This window comes from Rhodoglobus sp. G.S.4, from assembly GCF_056619605.1.
The window spans coordinates 2,600,970-2,624,839 of record NZ_CM152748.1; the positions used below are offsets into that span (position 1 = coordinate 2,600,970).

A 23,870-nucleotide genomic window follows, 5' to 3' on the forward strand; every position below is an offset into this window, starting at 1 on the left:
CTCATCATTACATGGACACACACCCTCGAGCCTCAGACTGGGGGCCGAGCACCAAGTTTTCAGGCTCTGGGGAAAACCCCGGTCAACGGGCACCTCGCCAACGATCGACAAGGCAACGCCGCTTGAGTGATTAATGCTCTACTCTCGCCCTATGGTCAATTCGACGGATGTGACTAGTCGGGGCAATAATCGACCGCCGATTCCTTGGCGTGCGATCACCATCGCAGTCGCCGCACTATCGCTCTCCGGATGCGCGATCTTCGATCCCCAGAGCGTCCTCACCCTTGGCGACGTAATGGACTCCCAATACGATGCTCCTGATGTCACGACTGACGTTGCCGAGATTACGGACACGGCCTGCGGCTCCGGGCTCGACTGCGTGGAGGCGTACAGCACCGCGGAGGCTGACTACTTTCGGTTTGACACTCGACAGGGTGCTGAAGAATACGGAGCCACTCTCGAGGATGGCTTTGTCATCAACTTCATCGTGATGGATTTTGAGGGCAAGGATGCCTCGGTCGAGCACCAGCTGTGGGCGATGCAGGCCGTGGCCGGGACCTGGAACGATTATGAGGGCGAGTTCCCTGATCGTTAGCGCCAAGCATCCACGGCGTCGACCCTAGGAAAATTGGCCTGAGGAAAGAGTTGCCGCCGGGCGACTACTGCGGCGGTGAAACACGTGCAGCACCACGCCAACCAGCACAGCAACGACGACCGCGACCGCTAGCGGCGGCACCACAATTTCTGGCAGCGTCGCCGCTTGGCGAAACACTTCAAATCCGGCGCTGGCCATCTCCCGAAGATCATGCGCGTACACCCGGCTCCCGGCGGCATAGCTGATCGCTGTCGCCACGGCCGGCACGATCCAGAGCAACCCGAAGCTCACCAGCACCGCAATTACACGCCCCACCGAGCGGATGCCACACCATCCCACCGCAAGCCCGACCAGTATCGCTGGTACCCAACGCAGCACGCTGGCCGCCCAGCGCCGGAAATCGTCAATCGCCCCATACTGCTGGTTGGTGAGCGGATGCAGGATCTCCCCCAACCACGGCGCCAACGCAACTGCGGCCATCGCGTAGCCGATCAGTGCGCCCGCGCGAGGAGCGCGGGCGATCAACCAAAACACCGCAATTCCCACCAGCATCGCAAGCACGGCAACGCCAGTGACAGCCGCAAGATAGAACGTCGCCTCGCGCCGCTCTTGAAGCCCGCCCTGTACGACAACGTAGGCCTGAACGATCGCGCCCAGTTGCACCACGATGAGCGAAAGGAACATCACCAGAACTCCGCGCCGCGGCATCCGGGATCGCAACAGGCGTGCGAGAAGCCCCGCGACCGCAGCTCCAACCACCATCAGCCCGATCTCTGTGGTCAACGCATATTGGCTAAATGGCAGCAGCACGAGCGGCATTTCATCAGGCGCAACCTCGACCACCCACAGGTTTTGCAACGGCAATCGCAGTCCCTGAAGTAGCCACGGCAGCAGCCCAACCACAGCCGCGCCCACACCGAGGAGGGCGCTCATCCACACGGTCACAGAACGATGAGCGGATGCCTCGCCTGCCAGCTCCGCGGGATGCTCTACCTCCGCAGCATTCGTCACTGTGTCGGTCTGCTCGGCAGGAATCTCGCTCGTGTTGTCGTCCACAGCGGCCAGTCTATGAACGTGGGCCGCAAGAGGGAAGAGTATCAGTGAGAAATATTCGACACAGCTTTAGGCTCCTAATCGCCCTCAGGCCGAAGCTTTCGCGTCCATTGCGCAGCTGAAGCGACTGCGATAGGCGCTGGGAGTCATCCCCAGTTTGCGCGCGAAGTTCTGACGCAAAACAGCCGCAGAACCGAACCCGCTCTCCCACGCCACTTGCTCAAGCCCGAGTGACGTCTCTTCGAGAAGCCGTTGCGCGTGGAGCAGTCGCTGCCGCCCAAGCCAGGCCGCGGGCGTGGTGCCGAGATCCGTTTTGAAACGCCGCGCGAAGGTGCGAGGAGACATCTGGGCCCGACGCGCGAGCTCCTCGACGGGAAGCTCATCGCGCAGGTTCTGCAGCATCCATTCGGTCACAGCGGCGAATGATTCGGATTGAACAACCGGCAACGGCTTGTCGATGAACTGCGCTTGGCCACCGTCGCGCTGCGGAGCGATCACCATGCGGCGTGCGATGCGATTCGTGATTTCCGCCCCGAGCTCTTGCCGAAAGAGGTGCAAGCAGGCGTCGATCCCCGCTGCCGTTCCCGCGCTCGTGATGATGCGGTCATCCTGCACATAAAGCACGTCGGGGTCGACGTCGATCTTGGGGTACATGTCAGCAAAGGTCTGCGCGTACATCCAGTGCGTCGTTGCACGGCGCCCATCGAGCAATCCGGATGCCGCCAGGGTGAACGAGCCGCTACAGATGGCCAGCACCCAGGCCCCGCGAGCGACCGCCCGTTCGAGCGCTGCGGAGATTCGGGCATCCACCGTGCCCCACGTGGCACGCGGAACGGGAGTGAGCACGATCACGTCGGCGTCATCAGCGAAGGAGAGGTCGTCTTCGACGTTCATCGTGTAGCCGATGCTGCTGCGGATAGCACCGGGTTCGGGCGTGAGCACTCGAAAGTCGAATGATTGGATGCCGTCATCGGTGCGGTCAAGGCCGAACGCTTCGCAGGCCAGTCCGAACTCAAACGGGGTGAATCCGTCTTGCACGATGACCGCGACGCGTTCCATGAGGTCCTCTACTTTTCGTTGAATCCACCATTCTCAAAGTTGGCAGTATTCATTCGATAGGTGGCACACCTGCCACTTTTGGCAGGTTTTACTCGATCATAGTGTTTATGCCATGTTCAGTGCAATCATTATCGCCACCGTCTCCGTTATCGCCATCGTGGGAACCCTCCGCGAACTTCCTCAAGGAGGTCACCGCAGAATCCCTACCGACTGGACACGCCTGCCCTAGCGCGCGAACTGATCCAACTCGGTCACCTTCACGCCCTCGCACTGATTGCCCCCGCCGAACCGCGCATTTTCTCAGGGAGGAATAGTGCCCACCTCCCGATGTTGGACTTGATACGACCAACAGAAAGAGATCTGCTGTGAACTTGTTTTCCCCCACGACCCTCGGTGAGCTACGCCTCAGCAACCGCTTAGTAATGGCGCCACTCACTCGCACCCGATCAGGAAAAGCCGGCGTTCCGGGCCCGATGGTCGCCGAGCACTACGCCCAGCGAGCCTCGCTCGGTCTGATTGTGTCCGAGGGCACCTACCCAAGCCACGCCGGGCAGGGTTTCCCCGGCCAGCCCGGTCTGGTCACGCCCGAACAGCTCGAGGTGTGGAAGCACGTTACCGCCGGAGTTCACGCGGAAGGCGGCCAGATCGTCGCGCAAGTAATGCACGCCGGGCGGGTGAGCCACGAGAGCACCAACGGCGGATACACCGTGGTCGGCCCCAGCGCGATCGCGATCAACGGCCAAACCCGCCCCTACGACGGCAAGCAGCCCTACCCGGTGCCGCACGCACTCACCGAGAGTGAACTCGCAGGCGTGGTCGACGAATTTGTGACAGCCTCACGCAACGCTATCGAGGCGGGCTTCGATGGCGTGGAGCTTCACTCCGCAAACGGATACCTTCTGCACGAATTTCTCTCCCCCGCCTCCAACCAGCGCGACGACCAGTACGGCGGTTCCCCCGAGAATCGCGCTCGCTTCGTGATCGAGGTCGTGACGGCGGTGGCGGATGCAATCGGTGCCGGCCGTGTTGGCCTGCGCATTTCCCCTGAGCACAACATCCAAGACGCACTGGAAACGGATAGCGCCGATGCGCTCGCAACCTACGGCGCCCTGGTCGACGCCCTCTCCCCGCTCGGCATTGCCTACCTCAGCGTGTTGCACGCCGAACCCACCGGTTCTTTCGCTCAAGAGCTGCGTGCCCGCTTCGGCGGACCGGTGCTGCTCAACAGTGGCTTCGCGCAGATGACGACTCGTGATGAGGCCCTCAGCCTGGTTCGCGACGGTCACGCCGAGGGCGTTGTCGTGGGCCGTCCGGCTATCGCAAACCCTGACTTGGCCTATCGCTGGCAGGAAAACCTACCGCTGAACAGCCCCGATGCTTCAACTTTCTACGGCGGAGGGCCCGAAGGCTACACCGACTACCCGACCTTCGAGCCAAGCTAACGCGGCGGCCGCGCGACCGGCAGCGCGGCCGGCCGCGAATCACGTTAATGGAGTCTGGATGACACCTAGTCGCGCAAATGTACCAGCCGCGTGTTACATTGAATGTACTTCACCACTAGTACATTTATTGTTCATGGAGCCCCCTCAATGCCCGATTTCGTCGTTCTCATCTGGTTCAGTTTCCGCTCCTTAATCATCGGGCTGGCGCTGGCAGTTGTGTGGTGGCTGGCACAGGGGCGCAAAAGCCAGCTACCCACCGGGCTCACCGCTGCGGTCACGGCGACAGCGGCTTCACTGGCCCTGGCCTGCATCCTTTACCTGAATGCGGCTATCGGATTTTCCGTACTCCGACCTCCGCTGTCGGAGCAACTTCCGCCATGGGTGTTCGAGATGCGCATCCTGTGGGCTCTCGCGGTGGGAACCCTCGCCGTCGCACTCCTCGCCATCCCTATCGGCGCTCACGCCCCGCGTGGTCACGCAAGCCTCACGCGGCGAACACCGTTCAGCTTCGGCCGGCGGAGGTGGTTCGCTGGCCTCACCGCAATTGTCGGTGCGATCGTCACGATTTCTGTGCTGGCGGGCATTGCATCCGAACCAGACGAAGAAGGCCATTGGCGGAACTACACCGTGGATGCCGGAAGCTCTATTTCATTCGGAACTTCCATTTACGGGTGGTATTACTCGATTCCCGCCTTGATACTGCTCACCACCCTCATTGCGGTCACGATCGTCGTTCTTTGGCTCATCGCCCGGCCTTCGCTCACCATCGACCACGACAATGATGTGCGAATACGTCAGCTCAGAACACGAAACACCTTGGCGGTCGCAAGCGGGGCACTCCTGATCCACCTCGGTTCGATATTCACGTCGCTGTCGTCGACAGCATCGCTGCGAGGAGGAGCAGCCATTGGCGATAGCGGCTGGGGCTCTTGGACGACCCCCTTTGCCGCTATACAGCCAGCTCTCTTGCTGCTCGGCCTGGGTATCTCCGCGCTCGGCTATGCATTCTGGTTCGGCGTGCTGCTTTCCGCGCTTTTCAGCCGTCGCGCCAGCATCGCCACGGTTCGATCATGATGATTAGCCTGGCGGGGTCATCCCCCGCCGTCGACCAAATTCGGGACCAAATTCGAGGCCTCATAGCCGCCGGAACTCTGGCAGCGGGCGAGCGGATCCCCTCAGTTCGTCAGCTCGCAAAAGATCTCGGCGTTGCTCCAGGGACCGTCGCAAAAGCCTACAAAGCTCTCGAAACCGAGGGGCACTTACGCACCCACACCGGAGGTGGAACCCGCGTTAGCGCAACGGCGGCGGCCACCCCTCTCGCCGTAGTCGAAGCTGCCCGCATCCTTGCCGACACCAGCATTCGCGGCGGCGTTGACCTCGAAGAGACCACACGAGTACTGCGTGCTATCTGGGCCTCGCAGCGCAAAGGCGACTAAGCCCCATTCGTCACCGTGCGGGCGCCGGGCGCAAGGCCGTGAATTTGTCAGTTTCACTTGACAAATGTTCCATGTCAAATGAAACTGACAACATGGAATCAGGGAACTTAGGCGATCACCTCCGCAGCGCGGATGCCGCGACCGGACTACGCGCAGTCGGCGCGCTTCACCGCCTCGCTGAACGCGTGGAGGCGACGCATGTTGCGCAGGCGAGGCGTGAAGGCTGGTCCTGGGAGCAGATCGGCGATGCTCTCGGCGTAACCCGTCAATCCGTCCACACGAAATACGGAAAGCAGGGAAACAATGTTTGAGAAATTTGCGCAATCCGCGAGAACCAGCGTTGAGGATGCCCGGAGTGAAGCCGCCCTCCGCGGCGACCGACGCATCGGCACTGATCATCTCCTCCTCGCGCTTCTCCGCGAAAAGGATCTCGCTCAGGCAGTTGGCGTTGACGCAGAAACCGCCGCTGATGCAGCCGATCGCCTCGACCGGAGCGCCTTACTTTCGATCGGCGTCGAGCTCGGCACATTCCAGCCGGCTGCCGAAGCGGCATCCTCACAACGAATCCCGATGACCGCCGGCGCTAAGACCGTGCTCCGGCACACTCTTGCATTCGCCGCCGCCGAAAAAGCGCGAACGATCACCTCGCGGCACATGCTTCTCGCGCTCCTCGACCGCGAAGAACCCGATTCGGCCGCGGCACTCTTTTCTGCACTCTCCGTTGACCGACAAGCAGTGCGCGATAACCTGAGCGAAGCTCGGTAATTCGACTAGGCCTACGCCTTCACGTTGCGTGCTAGCGGCTGAACGGATCCAAGCCGGTCGCCTTCACCGACAGCGCCCACAGTTGTTCCGCCGCGGCAGGGTCAATCGCCCACCCTTTCGCCCCACCGACGCTCATGTCGGCGTGGTCATCTGCAACGACGCCCTTGATGGAGCAGTCTTCGCAGTACGCGCCACCACGGTCGGCGAGCTCGAGAGCGGTGGCCGCCCAGAGCCCGGTTGATGCACCTTGGGCCGGGGTCTTGAACATCGGGTTGGGGTTACCCTCTTCATCGATCCACTGGCGGGCTAGCAACTCCTCGCGGGGCATATTCCGCTGCAGCTCAGTCATGATGCCACCGGGGTGCACCGAGAACGCGTGGATGCCGCGGCCGGCAAGACGAGCGTCCAGCGCAACGGCGAGCAGGGCATCCGCTGACTTTGACTGACCGTAAGCAACCCAAGGGTCGTAGGGGGTGGTCTCGAAGTTCACATCGTCGAAGAGCACGGGCGAACGCCAGTGACCCACCGACGAGTACGAGACGATACGGGCACCATCCTGAAGCAGCGGCTCGAGGCCAGCGACGAGAGCAAAATGCCCGAGCAGGTTGGTTCCGAACTGCATCTCCCACCCCTGAGGGGTCTGCTGTTCTGGCGTGGCCATGACTCCGGCAGCGTTGATCATCAGGTCAACGGCAGTGCCAGCGTCGCGCATCCGTTCAGTGAAGGCGGCAACAGAATCAAGATCGCCAAGGTCCATCGGCTCAATCTGAACACCGGCGATACCGGCAAGCGCGTCGGCGGCTTTCTCGGGGCGACGGGCCGGAACGATCACGGAGACACCGGCTTCGGCGAGCGCCTTCACGGTCTCGTAGCCAAGCCCTGAATAGCCACCGGTGACAACGGCGGTCTTGCCGGCGAGGTCGAATCCGGCGATCACTTCGGATGCCGTGCTGCGGTAGCCGAAGTTCGATTCGAGGGGCTGTTGGCGGGCTGTCATTTCTTCGAGGGAGATCATGCTTAGGACTCTAAGAGTTGGAGTGCACTCTAGGTCAAGCCGTGCGGTGGACTCCCAGAAAACGATGCGCTCGACCACCAAACGAGTCCGGGAAGCGAGAAAGCCCGGGCCGACCGAAGTCGACCCGGGCTCGATCCCTGGTGCTAGTTCACGCGAAGGCTATTAGCCCTTGGTGACCTCGTAATACAGCGGGACTGAGTCCCAACCGAACTTCACATTGCTAACGGTTTCTGCGTACACACCGGTCGCGTTGGAGTACCACAGCGGGATGCTGGGCAGGTCCTTCAACAGAACTTCCTGAGCGTCCTGATAGAGCGCCGTTGCGTCATCAACTGTCTGAGCTGCAGCGCCCTCCTTGAGGAGGCCGTCGAACTCAGAGCTGCTGTAGCCCTCATAGTTGGAGCCAGCACCGGTCTGGTAAAGCGGTGCGAGGAAGTTGTACAGCGACGGGTAGTCCGCCTGCCATCCGGCGCGAGTTGCACCGGTCAAGGTGCCAGCGACGCGATCTTCAAGCGACGACTTGAAGTCGGGGTAGGACTTGCCAATCGCCTCAATACCCAGGGTGTTCTTGATGCTGTTAGCTACAGCGTCAACCCATCCTTGGTGGCCACCGTCTGCGTTGTAGGCGATGTCGAACGTGCTGTCGCCGAACGGCGAGATTGCGTCGGCTTCCGCCCACAGCTTCTGCGCTTCGTCAGGGTTGTAGCTCAGTACATCGGCACCCTCAAGCGAGCTTGAGTAGCCGTCGATGACCGGGGAAGTGAAGTCGGTCGCCGGTGTGCGGGTTCCCTGGAAGATCACGTCAGTGATCTCGTCACGGTTGATCGACATCGAGATTGCCGCACGACGCAGCTTTCCTTCCTCGCCACTGAAGTGGTCGAGGTAGTAAGGAATGTTGAATGCCTGGAAGATGGCAGCCGGCTGGTTGATAGCGCGGTCACCGAACTCATCCTCGAAAATGCCGAAAGCACTATCGGGGACAGCATCGAGAACATCAAGGTTTCCACCAAGCACATCCGCATAGGCAGCATCCTGTGAGGTGTAGAACTTGAACGTGACTCCACCGTTGGCCGGCTTACGAACACCCTCGTAGTCGGGGTTAGTGACGAGCGCGATCTGCTCGTCGTGCTGCCACGCGTCATCACCGTCCATCATGTACGGACCGTTGCCGATGGGGTTCTCCCCGAAGGCTTCCAAGTCATCAAAGGCGACTGACGGAAGCGGCATGAATGCCGTATAGCCGAGACGCAACGGCCAGTCAGCTTCAGGAGCAACAAGAGTGACATCAAACGTCAGGTCGTCAACGACGCTGAGTCCGGTCAGTTCCGAGTCTGCTTCGTAGCTGAAGCCCTCGATGTCATCGAAGAAGTACGACGATGCCTGCGCGTTGCTGAACGTCGCGCCATACGTCCACGCATCCACGAACGAGTTCGCGGTTACTGCTTCACCATTGGTGAATGTCCACCCGTCATTGAGCGTGACCGTCCAGTGTTGGCCGTCTTCCGATTCGATCGACTTCGCAACATCATTGCGGATGCTTCCGTCTGCCTCATACGAAACCAGACCCGCGTAGATGGACGTCAGGATCTTTCCACCACCGGTCTCGGTGGTGCCGACGGTGATCAGCGGACCAAGCGGCTCGCTTCCGTTGGTGGTGATGATCTGGTTGACGTCGCCCGAGTCTCCACCATCGCTGCTAGCGCAGCCGGCGAGAGTGAGCGAGACCGCCGAGGCGAGCGCGACAGCGCCCAGCCCGAAACGTGATGTCTTCATGCTTCCTCCTGTGCAGTGAGCGCCTACGGTGCCGGCAGTGAGCGGCTCCGGGCGTTGGAATTACTTTAGGGCCCTGAAACTGTGACCTAACGTAAAGTGTAATAATGTTATCTCGTTGTTAGGTTAGATTACCTAGTTGCCTTACAAACAATTTACAAAACCGACACATGGCCTACCATTACTTTTAGACAAATTCCGCAAAGATTCGCGACAAAGGCACTCAGCCACACTGAGCACAGAAAGAAGTAGAGACGATGACGAGCGCGCCAATCCTCATGTTTTCGAGCACGATGTCCGCCGACATGCGACACGTAATCACCCACGAGGTGCACGACCCATTCCTCTACATTGAGGTTGATGGAAAGCGGTACACCGCCATCAAGTCTCTCGAAGCGGCCCGGATGCGCGACGTCGACAGCATGACCGTGTTCCCGCTTGAAGAACTCGGTTTCGATGACTTCCGCGCCGCTGGACAGGGCCCCGACCTCGCCGAGCTCAACTGTTTGGTTGAGGCATGCGTTCGCACCGGCGCGACGAGCGCCAGCGTTCCGTCCACCTTCCCGCTCGGCGTCGCCGATCACCTCCGTGCCGCTGGCATCGAACTGAACGTCGACAACCACCTCTTCGAAATGCGCCGCCGCGTGAAGTCACCCGCCGAGCTGGCCGGCATGCGCCGCGCTCAGATCGCTGCCGAGGCAGGCGTTGCCCACGTCGCTACCCAGATGGAAGCCGCGACGATCGGCGCCGATGGCGGATTGCTCATCGACGGCAAGCCGCTCACCTGCGAAGACCTGAAGACGGGCATCCGCGCCGCCTTCTTGCGCAACGGCTGCGAAGACGCCGGCCTCATCGTGGCTCACGGCGAGCAGACCTGCATCGGCCATCACGCTGGCTCGGGCCAGATCTTCGAGGGCGAGCCCGTCACGGTCGACATCTGCCCCCGCGACACCGAGTCCGGTGGAAACTCAGACATGACGCGCACCTTCGTCAAAGGCGAAGTCAACGACGAGCTCGCTACCTACTGGCGCATCGTCAAGGAAGCATTCGATAATACGCTCGCAGCCATCCGCCCCGGCCTTCCGGTCGCCGAACTGCACCGCATCTCGTGTGAGCCCATCAGCAACGCTGGCTTCCCCACGCAGCTCACCAAGAAGCCCGGTGAGGTTCTCACCGAGGGCTACTTCCACAGCCTCGGCCACGGAATCGGCCTCGAAGTTCACGAAGCTCCCGGCCTCGGCCAGAACGACGCCGTGCTCGTTGCCGGTGACGTCATCGCGATCGAGCCCGGCTGCTACCGCCAGGGTTTCGGCGGCGTGCGTCTCGAAGACATCGTTCTCGTGACCGAAGATGGTGCCGAGTTGATCACCGACTACCCTTACGAACTCGCCCCCGTCGCGATTTCGCGAGGAGTCTAAAGTGCGCGACCCCCGTATTGATGCCGCTCGCGAGCAGAGCATCCGCGAATGGCAGGAATTCTGTCGCTTTCCCTCGGTGGCTGGCGATCGTGTTGCAATCGAAGCTGCCGCCGACTGGTTGGAGCAGAAACTCCGCCGCCTCAGCGAGCGCGTCGAACGCATCGAGATTCCCGAATACGGGCCGGTCGTTGTCGCCTACTTCCCCGGAGCGAGCGCCAAAACGCTCATGCTCTACAACCACTATGACGTGCAACCCGCCGGCGACCTCGAGCAGTGGACTTCAGGCCCGTTCGACTCCGAAATTCGCGACGGTGCCATGTGGGGCCGTGGTGCCTGCGATGACAAAGCGGATGTCACGAGTCGCCTCCGCGCGCTCGAACTCTTCATCGAGGATCACCCCGGCGGTCTGCCCTACAGCATGATCTACCTCGCCGACCCGTGTGAGGAGATCGGTAGCCCCGGCCTCGAAACAGTGTTGGCCGAGAACGCCGAACGACTGAGTTCCGACGCCGTGCTGTGGGAAAGCTACCTTCGCGAAGATGATGGGCGCCCTGCGGTTGGTTTCGGATGCCGTGGCGGCATGGAGATCAGCCTGAGCCTGAACATCTTGGCCTCCGATCAGCACCCCTCGTATTCGCAGATACTGCGGTCCGCACCGCTCGAGTTGATGCGGGCGATCACGTCTCTCGTCACCGAGGACGGGCTCATCGCTGTTCCCGGTTTCACGGATTCTGCGTTGCGTCCGGATGCCGCAGCGAAGGCGCGCACGCAGGAGCTTTCGCTGCCCGGCGACGCTATCAGCCTCCCCGGCATTAGCCCCCTCAAGGACCTGCCGGAGGCAGAGCTCAAGGAGCGCTTCATCTTCGCTCCCTCGATGAGCCTCTCGGGTTTTGACCTTGACCCGAGCGTACGGCAGACCGTTCCGGCGAATGCCGCAGCGCGGGTACGCTTCGGGCTCATTCCTGGCATGGATCCGCACGCGTGCTTCGAGACAGTGAAGTCGTTCCTCGGCGACACCGCGCCCGATATTCAGGTCGAACTCATCCGCACGATGCAGCCAGCGTTCTCACCGGTAGATACTCCGTTTGCCGTGTCTGTTCTTGAGGCTGCAACGAAAGCTTTCGAGGCAGAACCCGTCATCTACGATGTGATGACTGGTTCCGGTCCCGGAGCATTTTTCCTTGAGCATCTTGGGGCTCCGCTGATCTCGCCCACCGGAACTTTGCGACCGGAGGGAAACATGCACGGCTACAACGAACACGGCTACCTCGAGGACTACCTCACCCACATCCAGTTCACGCTCGAACTGTTGCAGAACCTCGAAGCGAATGGGTTCGCAGAGCATGGCTGAGTCGACCCCAGACAGCGAAGCAACCACAATCATCGATCTGCTCGTGCAGAGCACGCCACAGGTCGAACTCGACAGAGTGGACTTGCAGCTAATCCGTCACTTGCACGAGGACTCAAGCATTTCGCTTCGCAGCTTGGGGGCGATGGTCGGGATGTCGGCGCCCAGCGTCGGTGAGCGCGTCGCCCGCCTCGAACGCACGGGTGTCATCCGCCGACGCAGCATTGAGATGGACTGGTCGGCTATGGGCCGACCGATGCTCGTCGTGATCCCGATTAAGATCACCTCCGATGCCAAGATGCTCACCGTCATTGAGGCTCTGCAGTCAATTCCCTCTCTCACCGAAATCCTCATCCTCAGTGGCACCTACGACATGATGGCGCGCTTCCGCCTTAGGGATCACGCCGAGCTGCAGACCCTTCTGCTTGAGAAGTTGGGCGCAGTCCCTGGGCTCCAACGTGTGGAAGCGATGATCAGTCTCGGCCGGGTCAACGACACCTCGCCGCTCACTCACATTCTTGGCATTGACGAATAACCGCTTCTACAGAAAGTAACTCCGTGCGCATTGATGATTCGTGGCGAGAACTCGCCGCTCCCGATTTTTCCCTCTACGCGGGGCTCGATCCCGAGCGTCGAATCATGATGATGGGTGCCGACCCTTTTGCGCCAGACAAGTGTCTGCCCGACCACGTCATTGACGCCACCAAGCAAGCGCTCGATGACGGCAAGACTCACTACTCGCTCGACAATGGCTACGCCGAACCCCGACTCAAAACCGCTCTCGTCAACAAACTTCGCGACTTCAACGGGATGCAGATCGACCCCGAAACGGAGTTGATGGTTGGGCCAAGCTCAGCCTTCACCCTCTTCCTCTCAATTCGCATCTGCATCCGACCCGGTCAGGGCGACGAAGTGCTCGTGACGAGCCCCGGCTTCGCCGAGAACATTAACGACATCCACCAGATGGGTGCGGTGTGCGTGCAGGTTCCGACCTACGAAGAAGATGGCTTCGCCCTGCGGATGGATGAATTCCGCTCGCGCATCACGGACCGCACTCGCGCCATCGTGATCACTAACCCCAACAACCCCACCGGAACCGTCTACACGCGCGAGAACCTCATGGAGCTTGCAGCGCTGGCTGAAGAGTTCGATCTCGGAGTGATCGTTGACCAGGACTTCGAGCGCCAGGTGTACGACGGAGCCGAGTACGTGAACTTCGCGACTCTGCCCGGAATGCGCGAACGCACCCTCACCGTGTTTGGCACCTCGAAAGACCTCGGGCTCACCGGGTTCCGCGTGGGCTACCTTGTTGCTCCAGCCGAGATTATGCCGATACTCAAGATCGCGACCTTCAACTACGTCGGCCCGACCAATACGTTCGCTCAATACGGCGTTGCGGCAGCCTACGAGAACCCCGCCTACACCGACGAGTGGTTCACGATTTATGACCAGCGCCGGCACGCCATCTTCGATGCGCTCCAGGGCATCCCGGGCGTAGGCGTAACGATGCCGGCCGGTGGTTTCTATCACTGGGTCAACATCTCCGAGCTCGGCACGTCGCTCGAAGTCGTCAAGCACCTCGTGGATACCCAGCAGCTCGGCGTCTCGCCCGGAAACTGGTTCGGCAACGTCGGCGAAGGCTACATCCGCGTCATGTACGGCTCGAACGGTCGTGATGAAGTCTTCCGGGAAGGCGTCGCGCGCTTGGCCGCTGGGCTCCGCGAGTTCGCCGAACTCACAGGTGTGAGCGCAGCCGTTTAGGCTCGCATCCCCCGTTGCAACGCGGGGGTTGCCCTTTACTTAGAGGGGCACCCCTGAGTTCGCGATGGTTTCATCGAGGCGATCCATTGTCTTGGCGCAGAACCAATAACCGCCAGCAAAGAGGTACTCGAAAACAACCCCGTCGCTTTGCGTCAACTGACTATAGAGGTCGCCACCACGATACGCAGTAATGGTGTATCCCTGCTCAAGCAGCTGATCTTGCTGCGCAGCGGCCTGATCCGGCGTGATGGGCGAGTAGCCGAAGAGCTCCCCCACGGCGTAGCCATTCGAAGTGAGGCACAAGAGCCCGCCATTGTCGACAAACATAGCGTTTCCGACGGACGACCCGTACATCTCCGCTTCGCTACGAGTTTTGTCGACGTATCTCGTAGTGCTTTCCGCATCCTGCAATGGAAGAGCACTCTCCATTTGAGCGAGAGTGTCCGCATCCACAAGCTGACTGCACTCAGTCGCGAGCTCAACCGGAGCTTCGGAGGGCTCTGGATCTGCGGTCGGAGTCGCAGCAACCGATGATGGAGCCTCACTGTTAGCCGGAGCTTCGGAGGGGCCACATCCAGCGAGAGTGAGAGCCAGCAACGACGCAACAATGAGACGGGGAATCACGGATAGTGAGTTCATGTCATTAGTGTAGCCTCACCTGCCCATTCTCCCGCGAAGCGCTTGCTTCGTGGAGGAATATCAGCAAACCCTGCAAGGTTGTACGGGACATGACCGACCTGCTTGCTCCCGACACTGCCATGGGCGCTGTGACGCTCAGCGTCGCGAACCTCGACGCCCTCACAGCGTATTACCGGGATGCCGTGGCTCTGACGGTGCTCAGCGAGTCCTCCGACACAGTCGTTCTCGGTCGCGGCACCACGCCCGTCGTGATCCTCAAGCATTCGCCTGCGCTCAAGCATGCGAGCCCGCGCGATGCCGGACTCTTCCACACGGCCATCCTGTTCGATACTGAAGAGGCGCTGGCGGCATCCGTGTACTCGGTGGCGACTCGCTACCCGAAGACGTTCACGGGCAGCGCCGACCACCTGGTCAGCAAAGCCTTCTACTTCACCGATCCCGAAGGCAACGGTGTCGAACTGTATTGGGATCGCGACCGCACCCAGTGGAGCTGGACTCACGGCACCGTCGAAATGGGGACCCTCTTTCTTGACCCCAACGGGTTCCTCCAAGAGAACCTCACGGAGGCAGCCGTCGAGCAGCCCGTTATTGGCGGCGCCCGCGTCGGCCACGTGCACCTCCAAGTTGGCGATATCACCACCGCCCGCGAGTTCTACGTCAACCAGCTCGGTTTCGAAGCGACCACAGAAATCCCCGGAAGCGCCGTCTTCGTCAGCGCCGGTGGCTACCACCACCACATGGCCATGAACACGTGGAACTCCAGCGGCGCTGGTCCGCGGTTGCCAGCACTCGGACTCGCCAAAGTCGACATTGCGGTGCCGAGCGCCGACGACCTCGGCGCGCTGAGCGAACGGATGACGCACCACGGCATCCCGCTACGAAACGATGGCGAGACCGTCAGTTTCGATGACCCCTGGGCCAACACCATTCGCGTGAGCACCGCGGCGAAATAGGGCAACGGCTCACGCCAAAAATAGTGCTTGCCAATGCCCGAATCGAGGCGCACACTATCTCCCATGGACGCCGATCCTGTAACAACGAATCCGGAACACTATTCAGTGGTGTTCGAGAATGACCGCGTACGAGTGCTTGAGTACACCGATGCGGCCGGCGACAAGACGACACCGCACGAGCATCCTGACAGCCTGATGATCACCCTCAGTAACTTTCGCCGCCGCCTCCACGCTGGCGAAGGTCATCGTGATGTTGAGTTGGCATCGGGAGCAGCCGTCTGGCTCCCCGCGCAACGTCATGCCGGCGAAAACATTGGTGACACCCCCACCCACGTAATGTTTGTGGAACTGAAGGATGCCGGCCCTCGCAGCGAGGAAACCAGCGAGGCAAAACCAGGCGAATGGATCGGCCCGGCCTAACACCACCGGAACAGCTCGGCCTTTCAGCCGCTCGGCCTCGCCTCAGGCGCTCAGCCGTTCAGCCGTTCAGCCGTTCCGCTAGGTGCGCGCCCTACCCTCCGAGAAGTTCGTCGATCTCGCGGATGATCGGCCACGCGCACTCTTCTGAGTTGGAGAGCACAACAACGTCGAGATCCGCTTCAAGATAGTGACGAACGATTCCGGATGCTCCCGGCCCCACACCATCAGCAAAGTAGCTGCGCACAGTGCCGTCTTCATTCATATCGAACTCAAGACCAAAGCCGTACCAGGTCTCTTCGTCGTACTGCACTTGCGGGGTGAGGAACTCCTCCGTGAATTCTGCGTTGAGGAGCTCACCAGCGCGAACGGCCTGAATGAAGCGGATGAGATCGGCCGCCGTCACGTGAGCCCCACCATCGGGAAGACCGATCGGGGGCATGCTGTACACGTTCGAAACCCAGCGCCCGTCGATGAAATCCCAGCCCTCAGCAACTCGCGGTGCGGCATCCCGACGGTCATAGAAACCAGAATCGATCATGCCTGCCGGCGTGAAGACGTCGTCAAAAATCAGCTGACGGTAGTTCTCTTCGGTGACCTTCTCGAGGGCGAGGCCGGCGAGCACGTAGCCGGCGTTGCTGTACACGCACTCAACTCCAGGTGCGGCCAGCGATTCTTTGTTGATGAACAACGGCAACTGATCAGCCGGTTCCATGATCGTGTAACTGGGGAACTCCGACCACAGTTCGGCGTAGGTTTCACCCTCTTCTTCATCCACGTCATCCGCGATACCACTCGTGTGGGTGAGAACATGCAGCAGCGTGACGGCTGGGTCGATTTGCGATTCGGCCAGGTCAACATAGTGATGGATGGAAGTTTCGAGGTCGAGCTCACCCTTCGACGCCTGCTGTAGGACGGCAATGCTGGTGAAGAGCTTCGTGATGGAGCTCGAATCGAAACGGGTGTCTGCCGTGTTCGGCACATCCCACCGGTGGCTTGCCTTGCCCATCACGGCTTCAAAAATTGTGGCATTGCCTCGCTTGATCAAGACCGTGCCAGAGAAGTCGTTTTGCTCAAGAAATTCATTGAGCTCGGTGGTGTCCATACGGTGAGCCTACCGAGAACTTCTGTGTCATTCGTGGAATAAACATCGACTGGGGTTAGTTGCTGAGTGACATGACTACTTCACTTCTTGAACACCCCAGCTTCACCACCGGCACTTGGCAGATCGATGCTGCTCACTCGACGGTTTCCTTCACCGTCAAGCACCTCATGATCAGCAAGGTCCGTGGAACTTTCGATGGCTTCTCTGGCACCATCGTCACTTCCGAAACGCCCGCCGCCAACTCGGTGACGGCAGAGATCGACATGTCGACGATCAACACCAACCAGGCTGACCGCGATGGCCACCTGCGCACCAACGACTTCTTTAACGTGGAGCAGTTCCCCACTGCAACGTTCACCTCAACTTCGGTGGCCATCGTCGGCGACGACATCACCATCGAGGGCGACCTCACGTTGCGCGGTGTCACCAAGCCCGTAACCCTGAAGGGCGAGTTCGGCGGAATCGCTACAAACCCCTACGGCCAGACGATTGCCGCGGCAAGCGCCAGCACCGTCATCAACCGCACCGACTTCGGCGTCAATTACAACGCTGCACTCGAAACTGGCGGCGTTCTTCTCGGCGAGAACATCACCCTCAACTTCGACCTTCAGGCTGCACTTCAGCAGTAAGCAAAACCACCCGAACAACTGATGAGGCCTCTCTGCGCACCGCGCGGAGAGGCCTTTGTCATGACGTGCCAGCCGCAGTATCGAGCAACACTTTCTCGGCTGCGGCAACGGCGGCGCTCCGCCACACCACAAGTGCGGCCGCTGTAACGATAAGAACGAGAATTCCGGCACCCCACGCGAGTCCCGCGTAGCCGACCATTGCCAGAATCGGCCCGGCAAAGCCTCCACCGAGTGCCCCGGCGAGACTCATGATGGTGTCGCTGCGGCCCTGAACGCGCAATTTAGTTTTTCCCGTCGCAAGGTCAGCAACGAGTGCAGACCCGCCAACGGTCGACGCGCTCCAGCCGAGGCCCAGTAAGACGAGTCCGACAGTGACAGCCGCGTTGCTCAGTTGACCCAGTGCGACCACAAGAACGGCGGCAGCAAAGAACGCTTGACCGATGAGGATCGTCGGGATGCGACCGAAATGGTCGCTCGCCCATCCGAAGACCGGCGACAGCGCATACATTCCCGCAATGTGAAGACTGATGGTGAAGCCGATGATCGTGAGGCTCGCTCCCTGGTGGCTGAGGTGAACAGGCGTCATGGCCATGATCGAGACCATCACCGCATGGCTGATCGCGATGGCAGCGACAGCGAAGACGATCGGGCCGCGTCCGCGAACTATTCCGGCATCCGCCGCAGCAGCAGGTTCAACCGGGCGTTGGCCGGCGAGCGTCAACGGATCGGGCCGCAACACCACAAGATAGAGCACCATCGCGGCCAGTTGCGCCGCAATCGCGAACACAAACGATCCCGTATTGGTTGGCAGCGACAACCACTGCGCAACGGCCTCGCCTGGTCCAATGAGGTTCGGGCCGGCAACAGCACCGATAGTCGTTGACCAGACCACGAGTGAGAGGTCACGACCGCGGTGTTCGGGAGCCGCAACATCCGTCGCCGCAAAGCGCGCCTGCAAGCCGACCGCCGTACCGACGCCGAGCATTGCAAAGCCAAGAATGAGTAGCGGGAAGAATGCGACACCAATTGCGATCACGGTGATGAGCGAGCCGCCTGCCGCAACACCGGCACCGAGTGCCAGTGCCGGTCGGCGACCCCAGCGGGCGGCGAGCCGAGCGAGCGGAATCGAAACAAGCGCTGCACCGAGCGTGCTGGATGTCGCAGCCGCCCCCGAGAGCGTCTCGCCGCCCAAATCGGCGGCCAGAATTGCGCCAACGGCGACGGTAGCGCCCAGCCCCAACCCGGCAAGCACTTGGCCGGCAACCAGGGTTCTGACGATGCGAGATTGCACTGCGCGGTCAATGTCCATGGGTACAGTCTGGCGCACCACTGGCCTCCGCTAGACTGGGAGTAATCCGCCCGCGCGAAATCATGGAGTGATTCGGTGCCAATAATCGTTGTCGAGGTAATGCCTAAGGCTGAAATCCTCGATCCTCAGGGCAAGGCTGTAGCCGGCGCCCTCGTCCGTCTCGACAAGAACGAGTTCAGTGCGGTGCGCATCGGTAAGCGTTTTGAGCTCACCGTTGAGGGACCGATCACTGACGAGTTGCTAGCTGAGGCCCGCGAGATCGCTAACGATCTTCTGGCCAACACGGTGATCGAAGATGTTATTTATGTCGGCGAGGCTCGTCCCGCCAACGACGCTCAGGGCGCATAGTGCGCGTCGGAGTCATCACCTTTCCGGGCTCGCTCGACGACCGTGACGCGCAGCGTGCGGTCAAGCTGGGTGGCGGTGAGCCGGTAGCCCTGTGGCACGGCGACCACGACCTCAAAAACGTGGATGCCATCGTTCTGCCCGGCGGGTTCAGCTACGGCGACTACCTCCGTGCCGGCGCAATCGCAGCCCACTCGCCCATCATGAGCGAAGTCATCACGGCCGCTAATGCCGGAATGCCCGTTCTGGGCATCTGCAACGGGTTCCAGATCTTGGTGGAGTCCCACCTTCTTCCCGGTGGCCTTGTGCGCAACGACCACGGCGACTTTGTGTGCCGCGACCAGAAGCTGCGCGTCGAAAACGTCAACACGGCCTGGAGCAACGGCTTCAGAGAGGACGAAGAGATCATCATCCCGTTGAAGAACGGCGAGGGTGGCTACATCGCCGACCAAGACACTCTTGATCGTCTTGAGGGTGAAGGCCAGGTGGTGTTCCGCTACCTCGAGGTCAACCCCAACGGTTCGGCGAATGACATTGCCGGCATCTCAAATGCGCGAGGCAACGTTGTTGGTTTGATGCCGCATCCCGAGCACGCTACCGAGCCTGGCTTTGGGCCAGACACTCGTGCTGCGATGCGGTCGGGCACTGACGGCCTCACGTTCTTCACGAGCGCCATCAGCTCGTTGATGGCCAACGCCTAAGGCTGGCGGCTTCTTCACAATGTTTGCGACCCCCAAGTCACTTTTCCGCGTGCTCGCTTTTGCTGAAGCGGTTACCTGGACGTTGCTCATTACCGGCCTCGTTTTGCGCGCCACAATGGGGCTGGATGTCGCGGTGTCGATCGGTGGAGCCATTCACGGTTTCGTCTTCCTGGCCTACGGTGCCACGGCCGTGTTGTTGACGGTGAACCAGCGCTGGAGCGTCGGCGCCGCCGTTCTCACTATCGGTAGTGCTGTTATTCCGTATGCCACGATCCCCGTTGAGTTGTGGCTTGCCCGCACGGGTCGCCTTGCTGGCGAGTGGCGCACCGAAGCCTCCGACCACCCGCGTGATGCTGGCTGGGTCGACCGCACGATGCGCTGGGCCCTCAACCACCCGGTTCTGCTTGCCAGCGTGATCGTTGCGGCGGTCGTTGTGCTTTATGTCGTGCTCATCACCCTCGGCCCTCCCGGCGGCGGCGAGTAACGAGTCGCGCTCGGCGCGCGGCACCCCGGTTCGGAGCACCCGACTACAGCAAGAAGAACCCGATCACTCCCGGGTTGCGGGCGTGCACGATCACCAGAAATACAACCGCATCAAACAGTAGGTGCACGCTCAGCACATACACGAGCGACTTCGTGGTCGAGAAGATCCAGCCCTGCAGCAGGGCGAACGGGATTGTCAGCAGAGGGCCCCACGACTGGTAGCCGAGTTCCCACAGGAACGACACGAAGATCACCATCTGCAGCAGGTTCGCCTGCCAGACCGGGAAGTGCCTCCGGAAGAGCACGAAAACGGTGAGGATGAAGAACAGCTCGTCCCACGTGCCGACAGCATTCACGCCCACGAAGAGTCGACCGATCTCATCTGCCGCGGTGACCGCAGGCCAGTTGAGGTACACGCCGCTCGTGATGAAGTAGAACGGCAGGATGAGCCAGCCCAAGAAGAGCACGAGGAACAGGTAGCCCCACTGAACACGGTTCCACGGCCATCCGCCCCGCCACGGAAAGCGGATGACGCGATCCTTGAACACAAAGCGTGACAGTGCGTAGGGCACGGCTACGGCCGCCGACAGCACGAACCCCATGAGAAAGAAGTTGCCCCAGCTAATGTCGGCGGCCACCGAAATGGTGGAGACGATGACCATGCCTGTGGCGATAAGGAACAGGTCTTTTGCGAGACCCTCGCTGAGCTTGCGACTGTCAGTGAACCAGGCGGCAGCGAGCGCCACCGCCACAACGACGTAGCCGAGCAGCGGCAAACGCAACGAGAACATGAGCACCGCTGATCCACTCAGCAGCGCTGCGGGAATCAGACCCCAACTGCGTGAGCTGAGGGGCGGCGAACTGACAGCGCTGTCGAGGGCAGGCATCGTGAAAGGTTCCTAATCGTTGATGACGCGCTTGTCGGTGGAAGCCTGAGCCTCTTCGGCATCGGTCTCTTCTGGCCCGACCAAGTTCTCGGGAATGTTCTCCTGAACGGGAATGGCTCCCGTGAACTCTTGGCGACGGGCCTCTGCTTCAGCGCTTCCGCTGAACAGCCCGCGCTCCTGAGGATCAATGGAGGCACGACCGCGCGGTCGGGCTTCGTTCTCCACCATGAGCACGCGCGTGCGAGGCAGGGCTGCGGGGTTCTTCTGCTGCAACCAGCCGACCATCTCTTCGCGAACGAGAGTGCGGAGATCCCACTGCGCGCCAGAGTCTGCGGCACTGATCAGTACGCGTACGCGCACGAAGCCACCCGTGGCATCCACGACTTGGATGTTGGCGGTGCGGCCATCCCACAGGTCGGAGTCAGCAACGATCTTTTTGAGCTGCGCGCGCATTTGGTCGATATTGACGTGCCAGTCGAGATCGAAGTTGATCTCACCAAGAAGTTCGGTTGCATTGCGGGTCCAGTTCTGGAACGGCGTTGTCGTGAAGTAGGTGGATGGCAGCACGAGGCGGCGCTGGTCCCAAATGCTCACAACAATGTAGGTGAGGGTGATCTCTTCGATGCGACCCCATTCGCCGTCGGCAATGACAACATCATCCACTCGGATGGCGTCGCTGAAGGCGAGCTGCATTCCGGCAAAAACGTTGGCGAGAGCCGATTGAGCGGCGATGCCGGCAACGACGCTGACGAGGCCAGCGGAGGCCAGAACGCTCGCGCCGAGAGCTTCAGCACCTGGCAGGGTCAACAGAATGGCCCCGATTGTGACGATGATGATGACGGCGGCAAGCACTCGACGAATCAGTTGAACCTGAGTGCGGATGCGGCGGGCGGCCCGGTTATCCGGAACGTCGGTGGGGTAGCGGGTGAGCGTGCGATTGAGCAGCAGGTTGATTACGGCGATGAGCAACCAACCGCTCGTGGCGATCACCACGACGAGAATCACCCCATCGATGACGCCGCGCAGGCCCTCAAGGGGAAGAGTGATCGAGATCGCCGCCCACACGGCGAGGAGTGCCATGAGCACGCGCAAACGCTGCCGAACCGGCGCGAGCGTTTGATATACCCCCGGCCGAAGCCGTGCGATACCTCGCACAATGAGAGAGATCACCCCGACGGCAATGACGACCGCGACAAGCGCAATCAGTACAGCTACGGCGAGACCCAGCCACGATACCCATTCAAACACTCGAGTGATTTCCTTTCATTGGCGTCGCCCCAGCCTACGGGCACTTACCTTGATGACCTCTGCCGTGATTAACTGGGACGAATCGAGAGGGGTGCAATGAGCGAGGCAGCAACTCACAGTGCACGACGCAGCTCTCTGCGCCGGTGGACCGCGACCATTCGCGAATCGATCGCCACGGAGTTGTGGCCGTTGCCAACTCTGTTCATCATCATCGCGGTTGCACTGGGCATAGCGCTGCCTCTTCTGGATCGCGCCGTTGACTCGTCTCTTTCTCCCGCGTTTGAGCGTGTGCTCTTTGCTGGCGGGCCTGAGGCAGCGCGAGCGGTACTCTCTGCCGTTGCTAGCTCGCTGATCACTGCAACCTCGCTGACCTTCTCCCTGACCGTTGTTGCATTGCAGTTGGCCAGCAGCCAGGCCTCCCCACGCGTGCTGCGCACCTTCCTCAAAGACCCGACAGTGCATTGGACGCTCGCCGTGTTTGTCGGGACTTTCGCTTACTCCCTGACAGTGCTGCGCACTATTCAGGATGGCTCCGACACGTTCGACCCCGTTGTGCCTCGACTGGCCGTCACCCTTGCATCCTTATTGACTCTCGCTAGCGTTGTCATGCTCGTGCTGTTCTTGGCGCATCTCGCCCGGCAACTGCGCATTGAAACCACGATGCGTCAGGTCTATTTGGAGACCAGCAGCACGATCAACCTAGTGGCGTCCACTATGGCGGTCGGTCGCACAGAGCTTCCCCAGTGGCCACCAGATGAACGCATCGAGTTCAGCTTGGCTACACGGTCGGGGTTCATCCGTTCCACCGATCGTTCGCGGCTGCTCACGACAGCGATCAAGTACGACATTGTGGTGCGCGAAGAGCACACCGTCGGGCACCATGTCGTCAGCAAAACTCCCGTAGCTCGGTGGTGGCCGCGTGACCCGATGCAGCATCTGGATGACGAAGAGCGCGATACCATCAGCCGTGCGATCGCGGGCGCTGTTGACCTCGCCTATGAGCGCACGGCCAGCCAGGATATCGGTTTTGGCATCCGGCAACTCGTCGACATTACTGCACGCGCGCTGTCGCCAGGGGTCAATGACCCGACGACCGCGGTGCACACGCTTGGCCACATTTCGGCGACGCTCTGCTCGCTGGCTGAGTTGCCCATCCAATCGATGGGACTCACCGATGAAGACGATCTCGTGCGGGTCATCATCAAGCCCCACGATTTCGTGAGCCTGCTCGACATCGCCCTGACCCAACCGCGCCGGTATGGCGCGAGCGACCCCGGAGTAGTGGAGCGCCTGTTCCAGCTGCTGCAAGAGGTGGGCTACCGGGCGCAACGAACCGACCAGACGGCGGCCGTGCTTCAACAGATTGAGCGACTCGAAGCCTCCGTTGCTGCGGAAACGTATGACGCGGTGGAGCGCGAACGATTCGTCAGATTTGCCGAGGCCGCTCGCGCTGCGGCCACGGAACACCGCTGGGTGTAAAAGGCTCACGGTC

General features: G+C 61.0%; 26 protein-coding genes. 17 read left to right on the plus strand and 9 right to left on the minus strand.

The features are described 5' to 3' along the window. Positions 1–151: 151 nt before the first annotated feature. On the plus strand, positions 152–595 hold the full coding sequence (locus AC061P_RS12850; protein ID WP_449647636.1) for a hypothetical protein: 444 nt from the start codon (positions 152–154) through the stop codon (positions 593–595). Between the two features lie 24 nt (positions 596–619). Here the strand turns inward: AC061P_RS12850 and AC061P_RS12855 are convergent, their stop codons facing one another. Continuing rightward, positions 620–1,651 (minus strand): hypothetical protein, encoded by a 1,032-nt coding sequence (locus AC061P_RS12855; protein WP_480391381.1) that lies wholly within the window; start codon positions 1,649–1,651, stop codon positions 620–622. Positions 1,652–1,735: 84 nt separating this feature from the next. Next, a complete protein-coding gene (locus AC061P_RS12860; protein WP_449647638.1) occupies positions 1,736–2,707 on the minus strand; it encodes a GlxA family transcriptional regulator in 972 nt (323 codons plus the stop codon). 365 nt (positions 2,708–3,072) lie between these two features. Between AC061P_RS12860 and AC061P_RS12865 the strand changes: the two genes are divergently transcribed. From AC061P_RS12865 to AC061P_RS12885, 5 genes are all read left to right on the plus strand, one after another. Then, complete coding sequence (locus tag AC061P_RS12865) at positions 3,073–4,149, plus strand: alkene reductase (RefSeq protein WP_480391382.1); 1,077 nt, start codon at positions 3,073–3,075, stop codon at positions 4,147–4,149. Between the two features lie 147 nt (positions 4,150–4,296). Continuing rightward, the gene (locus AC061P_RS12870; RefSeq protein ID WP_449647640.1) at positions 4,297–5,223 is read left to right on the plus strand and encodes a hypothetical protein; all 927 of its coding nucleotides are present in this window, start codon (positions 4,297–4,299) and stop codon (positions 5,221–5,223) included. Continuing rightward, the gene (locus AC061P_RS12875) at positions 5,220–5,585 is read left to right on the plus strand and encodes a GntR family transcriptional regulator (RefSeq protein WP_449647641.1); all 366 of its coding nucleotides are present in this window, start codon (positions 5,220–5,222) and stop codon (positions 5,583–5,585) included. The genes AC061P_RS12870 and AC061P_RS12875 overlap by 4 nt, the downstream gene beginning before the upstream one ends. A gap of 92 nt (positions 5,586–5,677) precedes the next feature. Further along, positions 5,678–5,896, plus strand: coding sequence for a helix-turn-helix domain-containing protein (locus tag AC061P_RS12880; RefSeq protein WP_449648209.1), 219 nt, complete (start codon positions 5,678–5,680; stop codon positions 5,894–5,896). Then, a complete protein-coding gene (locus tag AC061P_RS12885) occupies positions 5,889–6,350 on the plus strand; it encodes a Clp protease N-terminal domain-containing protein (protein WP_449647642.1) in 462 nt (153 codons plus the stop codon). Before AC061P_RS12880 ends, AC061P_RS12885 begins: the two co-directional genes overlap by 8 nt. Positions 6,351–6,381: 31 nt before the next feature. On the opposite strand, the gene AC061P_RS12890 is transcribed toward AC061P_RS12885, so the two are convergent. Together AC061P_RS12890 and AC061P_RS12895 are read right to left on the minus strand one after the other, a co-directional pair. After that, positions 6,382–7,365: an oxidoreductase gene (locus AC061P_RS12890; RefSeq protein WP_449647643.1), complete on the minus strand. Its 984-nt coding sequence runs from the start codon at positions 7,363–7,365 to the stop codon at positions 6,382–6,384. A 162-nt stretch (positions 7,366–7,527) separates the two neighbouring features. Further along, on the minus strand, positions 7,528–9,138 hold the full coding sequence (locus tag AC061P_RS12895; RefSeq protein ID WP_449647644.1) for a peptide ABC transporter substrate-binding protein: 1,611 nt from the start codon (positions 9,136–9,138) through the stop codon (positions 7,528–7,530). A 254-nt stretch (positions 9,139–9,392) separates the two neighbouring features. Between AC061P_RS12895 and AC061P_RS12900 the strand changes: the two genes are divergently transcribed. From AC061P_RS12900 to AC061P_RS12915, 4 genes are read left to right on the plus strand one after another with little or no spacing between them, the layout of a single operon-like run. Next, a complete protein-coding gene (locus AC061P_RS12900) occupies positions 9,393–10,553 on the plus strand; it encodes a M24 family metallopeptidase (RefSeq protein WP_449647645.1) in 1,161 nt (386 codons plus the stop codon). Position 10,554: 1 nt separating this feature from the next. Beyond that, complete coding sequence (locus AC061P_RS12905; RefSeq protein ID WP_449647646.1) at positions 10,555–11,904, plus strand: M20/M25/M40 family metallo-hydrolase; 1,350 nt, start codon at positions 10,555–10,557, stop codon at positions 11,902–11,904. After that, positions 11,897–12,436 carry an Lrp/AsnC family transcriptional regulator gene (locus AC061P_RS12910; protein ID WP_449647647.1) on the plus strand — a complete coding sequence of 180 codons (540 nt, stop codon included), beginning with the start codon at positions 11,897–11,899 and terminating at the stop codon, positions 12,434–12,436. The genes AC061P_RS12905 and AC061P_RS12910 overlap by 8 nt, the downstream gene beginning before the upstream one ends. A 23-nt stretch (positions 12,437–12,459) precedes the next feature. After that, a complete protein-coding gene (locus AC061P_RS12915) occupies positions 12,460–13,662 on the plus strand; it encodes a pyridoxal phosphate-dependent aminotransferase (protein WP_449647648.1) in 1,203 nt (400 codons plus the stop codon). Between the two features lie 39 nt (positions 13,663–13,701). Here the strand turns inward: AC061P_RS12915 and AC061P_RS12920 are convergent, their stop codons facing one another. Continuing rightward, positions 13,702–14,301: a hypothetical protein gene (locus AC061P_RS12920; RefSeq protein ID WP_449647649.1), complete on the minus strand. Its 600-nt coding sequence runs from the start codon at positions 14,299–14,301 to the stop codon at positions 13,702–13,704. Between the two features lie 89 nt (positions 14,302–14,390). Here AC061P_RS12920 and AC061P_RS12925 point away from each other — a divergent pair, with 89 nt between their 5' ends. Further along, on the plus strand, positions 14,391–15,254 hold the full coding sequence (locus AC061P_RS12925; RefSeq protein ID WP_449647650.1) for a VOC family protein: 864 nt from the start codon (positions 14,391–14,393) through the stop codon (positions 15,252–15,254). 63 nt (positions 15,255–15,317) lie between these two features. Then, complete coding sequence (locus AC061P_RS12930) at positions 15,318–15,674, plus strand: cupin domain-containing protein (protein WP_480391383.1); 357 nt, start codon at positions 15,318–15,320, stop codon at positions 15,672–15,674. Between the two features lie 91 nt (positions 15,675–15,765). Here AC061P_RS12930 and AC061P_RS12935 read toward each other — a convergent pair whose 3' ends face one another. Beyond that, on the minus strand, positions 15,766–16,776 hold the full coding sequence (locus AC061P_RS12935) for a serine hydrolase domain-containing protein (RefSeq protein ID WP_449647652.1): 1,011 nt from the start codon (positions 16,774–16,776) through the stop codon (positions 15,766–15,768). 71 nt (positions 16,777–16,847) lie between these two features. On the opposite strand from AC061P_RS12935, the gene AC061P_RS12940 reads away from it, so the two are divergent. Then, positions 16,848–17,405: a YceI family protein gene (locus tag AC061P_RS12940; protein ID WP_449647653.1), complete on the plus strand. Its 558-nt coding sequence runs from the start codon at positions 16,848–16,850 to the stop codon at positions 17,403–17,405. Between the two features lie 58 nt (positions 17,406–17,463). Here the strand turns inward: AC061P_RS12940 and AC061P_RS12945 are convergent, their stop codons facing one another. Then, positions 17,464–18,714: an MFS transporter gene (locus tag AC061P_RS12945; RefSeq protein WP_449647654.1), complete on the minus strand. Its 1,251-nt coding sequence runs from the start codon at positions 18,712–18,714 to the stop codon at positions 17,464–17,466. Between the two features lie 75 nt (positions 18,715–18,789). On the opposite strand from AC061P_RS12945, the gene purS reads away from it, so the two are divergent. Genes purS through AC061P_RS12960 form a run of 3 tightly spaced genes read left to right on the plus strand, consistent with a single transcriptional unit; the run spans position 18,790 to position 20,244 of the window. After that, positions 18,790–19,062 (plus strand): phosphoribosylformylglycinamidine synthase subunit PurS, encoded by a 273-nt coding sequence (purS, locus tag AC061P_RS12950; protein WP_449647655.1) that lies wholly within the window; start codon positions 18,790–18,792, stop codon positions 19,060–19,062. Then, positions 19,062–19,760: a phosphoribosylformylglycinamidine synthase subunit PurQ gene (gene purQ, locus AC061P_RS12955; protein WP_449647656.1), complete on the plus strand. Its 699-nt coding sequence runs from the start codon at positions 19,062–19,064 to the stop codon at positions 19,758–19,760. Before purS ends, purQ begins: the two co-directional genes overlap by 1 nt. A 19-nt stretch (positions 19,761–19,779) precedes the next feature. Further along, on the plus strand, positions 19,780–20,244 hold the full coding sequence (locus tag AC061P_RS12960) for a DUF3817 domain-containing protein (protein ID WP_480391384.1): 465 nt from the start codon (positions 19,780–19,782) through the stop codon (positions 20,242–20,244). A gap of 43 nt (positions 20,245–20,287) precedes the next feature. Here the strand turns inward: AC061P_RS12960 and AC061P_RS12965 are convergent, their stop codons facing one another. Together AC061P_RS12965 and AC061P_RS12970 are read right to left on the minus strand one after the other, a co-directional pair. Further along, positions 20,288–21,130, minus strand: a complete 843-nt coding sequence (locus AC061P_RS12965; protein ID WP_480391385.1) for a CPBP family glutamic-type intramembrane protease — start codon at positions 21,128–21,130, stop codon at positions 20,288–20,290. Between the two features lie 12 nt (positions 21,131–21,142). Next, positions 21,143–22,378: a mechanosensitive ion channel family protein gene (locus tag AC061P_RS12970; protein WP_480391386.1), complete on the minus strand. Its 1,236-nt coding sequence runs from the start codon at positions 22,376–22,378 to the stop codon at positions 21,143–21,145. Between the two features lie 96 nt (positions 22,379–22,474). Here AC061P_RS12970 and AC061P_RS12975 point away from each other — a divergent pair, with 96 nt between their 5' ends. Further along, positions 22,475–23,857 carry a DUF2254 domain-containing protein gene (locus tag AC061P_RS12975; RefSeq protein WP_480391387.1) on the plus strand — a complete coding sequence of 461 codons (1,383 nt, stop codon included), beginning with the start codon at positions 22,475–22,477 and terminating at the stop codon, positions 23,855–23,857. The last annotated feature ends 13 nt before the right edge of the window (positions 23,858–23,870 follow it).